Annotated in this window: 3 protein-coding genes and 1 pseudogene; all 4 read left to right on the forward strand. The window is 53.5% G+C overall.

Going from position 1 to position 4,013, the window contains the following annotated elements:
* Window positions 1–126: 126 nt before the first annotated feature.
* On the forward strand, window positions 127–1,050 hold the full coding sequence (locus EG244_RS19815) for a hypothetical protein (protein WP_124966878.1): 924 nt from the start codon (window positions 127–129) through the stop codon (window positions 1,048–1,050).
* A 50-nt stretch (window positions 1,051–1,100) separates the two neighbouring features.
* Complete coding sequence (locus tag EG244_RS19820; RefSeq protein WP_124966879.1) at window positions 1,101–1,517, forward strand: hypothetical protein; 417 nt, start codon at window positions 1,101–1,103, stop codon at window positions 1,515–1,517.
* The gene (locus EG244_RS19825; protein WP_124966880.1) at window positions 1,514–3,565 is read left to right on the forward strand and encodes an AAA family ATPase; all 2,052 of its coding nucleotides are present in this window, start codon (window positions 1,514–1,516) and stop codon (window positions 3,563–3,565) included. The genes EG244_RS19820 and EG244_RS19825 overlap by 4 nt, the downstream gene beginning before the upstream one ends.
* A 47-nt stretch (window positions 3,566–3,612) precedes the next feature.
* Window positions 3,613–4,013 (forward strand): annotated as a pseudogene (locus tag EG244_RS19830) (transposase); the annotation flags it as partial.

Genomic DNA, 4,013 nt, shown 5'->3' on the forward strand with positions numbered 1-4,013 from the left:
CAGCTAAAATATTCTGCCACCCTGACTTTTTCAGCAGCCTGCTAACCCCGGTTACAGCTATCGAGCCTTGACGTATCGACACCGGTGATTGACGTTGCTCTAGATTTTGTCCGGTGTTTTAGAAAAATGATTGAAAAATATCAACGTGCCTGGGATGGGGGAGAGTGGGAAGTGTATGCACTGAACCTCATACGCTTGAGGCACGGACCTGCAAATGTTCAGGCCGTGCCTGCAAAGGTCCACGGCGATGCTGGTATCGAATGCTTCACGACCGACGGGTGCATTTATCAGTGCTATGCACCAGAGGAAGTCAGTGATGTCGCAAAGGCTGCCAGCGCGATGCGGGCGAAAGCCGGCCGAGACCTTGCGAAACTGAACACTAATTCCGCGAAGATCGCGTCCCTACTCGGCGAACTGAAGATTCGGCGATGGATTTTGCTGACCCCGTTCTTGGACAATAAAGAGGTGATTGAGTATGTGACTAGGATGGCGCAGGAACAAGCGAAGCTCGGACTAAGTTATATTGCCTCCGATTTTATTGGGTTGGTCCACTGTCAGGAAGACTTCGCTCCTGAGATCGCTGAACTTAGGCACCGTGCGCGTGGGATCGCGGTAAGACTGATGTCCCCCGCCGCGGAAGATGTAATACTCAAAACCAACGCTATTTCTGGAGCGCTGGACGGGAAGCTCGGAAGGGCATTCGCTTCCGACGCTAATGATCGAAGGGTAGAGAAGAAGCGTAGATTTGTCACAGGCCATATCCGCTCCGAGAATGCACTCGAACAATTGAAGCGGGATGCGCCCAATCTTTGGGACATTGCGCAGACAACTATTGCCTTGGAAGAAGAACGCCTTGAGACGATCGGGTCTCTTTCGGGCAAGCCGGCCGAAATCCTTATTGCGGAACAAGACCGCCTTTACGAGGCGCTGTCTCAAGCCTTGCCTACCCTTGATCCTACCACAGTTCGCGCCTTAGCGCTTGGTCAGATCGGCACTTGGTTGATCGAGTGCCCGTTAGACTTTGAAGCCGTTGTGGGAACTGGCAAATGAGCGAAGGAGCAGTTTTATTCCGTGGCCGTGCGAAGCCTTGCGGAGGTGACATGCGTATCGCGTGGCGAGTATCCGTCATTTTGCTCGCCCTTCTTCACTGCCAGGGGAAGAAGGCATCTTTCGCCAAGTTGCATGTCCTGAACGATGCGATCCGCACACCGAAATCGAGAGAGAGCCTGGTAAACATAGTCGAAGGACGATCTGACGCCTTGAGCTACGTGCTCAGAGTGGAGCCAGCCTTTACTCGCGCCTTAGATTTCGTGGTCGGAGAGAAACTTGCAATTTGGGGCGTAAGTAGCAAACGCACAACCTTAATCCTGACTGAGGCCGGATTGAAGGCAGCGCTGGCGGTTGATGGCCAAGAAGATGTTCTAGTGGAAGAACGGGCGTTTCTGTCCGGACCGGCAAAGAAATTGACAGAGGGCTTCGTTAATAAGCTCTTGCTGACGGGGAAACGCCTGCTGTGATTACCATTCAACACATTCGACTGCGCTCGATTACTGCTGACCGCATCTTTGGCGCGGACATTGCACTTTCCGATGGCCTGAATGTCATCCAAGCCGACAATACTTCTGGAAAATCAACCGCCCTAATGGCGATCATTTATGGATTAGGCCTCGAGCGATCTCTGACGTCTAAGCTAGACGTGCCGCTCCCGTATGCCATGCGTGAACGAATTCAGCAGTCCAAGGAATCTAGTTACGATGCTGTCATTGAATCTTACGTGGCTTTGGAGCTCCGCAACTCTCAAGGGGCGGTAGTTACCATCCGTAGGGAAATTCCATCGGATCCTAATTCAAGAGCTGGTCTTGTTCGCACATGGGATCGATCGATCGATCAGGTGGATCAACTGAAAGGACAAGAGCGAGACTTCTTCCTGCACGACAAAGGCTCAGCGGCTAACGAGGACGGGTTCCATCATTTTCTCGCAAGGTTTATCGGCTGGGATTTGCCTGTAGTTCCTTACTTCAACGGTGATGAAAGGCCGCTCTACATAGAGACTCTCTTCCCGATGTTCTTCGTCGAACAAAAGCGCGGATGGTCGGCAATCCAAGGCCCCTTGCCAACCTTTTTCGGCGTCCAGGACCTCCATAGGCGCGTAATGGAGTTTATCCTTGACCTAGATGCGGGAAAAGTCCGGCGTGAGCGTGGCGAGTTGCAGAAAGAACTCCTTGTCGCTGCTACCAAGTATCGAGCCGTGCGCAAAGAGCTGGTCTCAGGTCACGGTTCATTGGTTCGTATCGATGGGTTACCCATCGAGCCGACAGCCAGCTTCGGACAGGATAGCCCAGTCTACCTATCTATCTACCAAGATGAAGAATGGCAGCCGTTGTCTGTCGTAGCCGAAAGCCTCGAGCGCAGAGTGGCCGAGTTCGATGATGCCGAGTTCGTGACGGTTGAAGACGCCTCTGAATCCCTCACCAAAGAGCTAAGCGTTTCCGAGGCAGCTATTGCCGAGTTGAGTGCGCAGGTCCCGCTCCTGCGGCACGACTATCAGGTTGCTTTGAGCGAGAAGCGTGCATTCGAGGACCGTGTCGCGTCTTTAGAACTTGATCTGCAGCGAAATCTGGATGCGAAAAAGCTTCAGAAGCTCGGGTCGAACTTGGGAATGGTGTCGATGGAGCACATTTGCCCGACTTGCCAGCAGGACGTTGTAACCGAACTTTTCCCCACCGTGAGCCGCGTCGCCATGGGTCTAGACGAGAATATTGCCTTTATCAGATCCCAGTTAGAACTCTACAAGTCGATGCTTGGATCAGTTAGCGAAACATTGAACGTAATAAGTGTTAGACATCAGTCTCTTCTCGACAAACAGCATGAGCTGCGAGCGAGGATCCGTTCATTGAAAAAGGACCTGCTGAGGCCAAGCCCAAGCACCTCTCGATCGGAACTTGAAGAGATCGTGCGGTTGCAAGCGCGCTTGGACCGATGGGCCGCACAACAGGAGAAGGTCGACGGTGCGGTCAGCGGGCTTCGTGCCATCGCTCGCGAGTGGGCCGAGGTGAAGAAGAAGCTTGCCGATGTCGGCCCGGTCTCACTAACTGAGCAGGACAAACGAAAGGAACAGCTTCTGCAGTTGATCTTGCAGCGTCTTTTGAAGAGCTTCCACTTCTCCTCATTCAAGATCGACAGCTTCACACTCTCCGACGAAGACTTCCGGCCCCAAGTCCGGACCGCGACAAAGGACGGCGAGCTGATCGTTAAGGACATAACGTTCGAAGCATCGGCGAGCGATGTCGTGCGACTCAAATGGTCATATATTTTAGCTCTACTCGAGCTATCGAAGCACGTGGAGACGAACCATATCGGCTTTGTAGTTTTTGATGAGCCAGGTCAGCAGCAGATGGATGAAAATGATCTGGCGGCCTTCCTCGCAGAAAGCGCCAGGATCGCGACGCAAAAGAGGCAAGTGCTGATTTCGACCTCGGAAGTATTGTCGCGCGTTGAAGCCGCGCTGCATGGTCAAAACGCGAGACTTCATACGTTTGACGGATACATCCTTCAACCTCTGTAAACTTGATCTGGGCGCTTGACGGAATTAATCATCTCCAACCATGTCTATCACCCTATCTCTCTCCGATCATCGATTGCTTCGATGGCTTAGTCGTAAGTTGGGCCATCAGCACCAAACCTGACGCGGAGCTGGCCAGCACAATGTTGGACGCGGCGCTGGATACCATCGAAGACAGCGACGCGCGGCCGATCAGCGATCGCGGAGGCCACTATCGCTGGTCAGGCTGGCTGGAGCGCGTCAACGCAGCCGAGCTCGTCAGGTCAATGTCGCGCAAGGCCAGTTCCCAAGACAATGCCGCCTGCGAAGGCTTCTTTGGCGCCTCAAAAACGAGTTCTTCTATCCGCGTGATTGGCCGACCTTCAGCTTAGCTCAGTTCGTCAATGCGGTGGATGCCTACATCCCTAGTGACCTGCCACTGAACTTTCCTCCGGCCGCGACTGGAGCCGGT

The sequence above is a fragment of the Falsigemmobacter faecalis genome, assembly GCF_003863335.1.
GTDB lineage: Bacteria > Pseudomonadota > Alphaproteobacteria > Rhodobacterales > Rhodobacteraceae > Wagnerdoeblera > Wagnerdoeblera faecalis.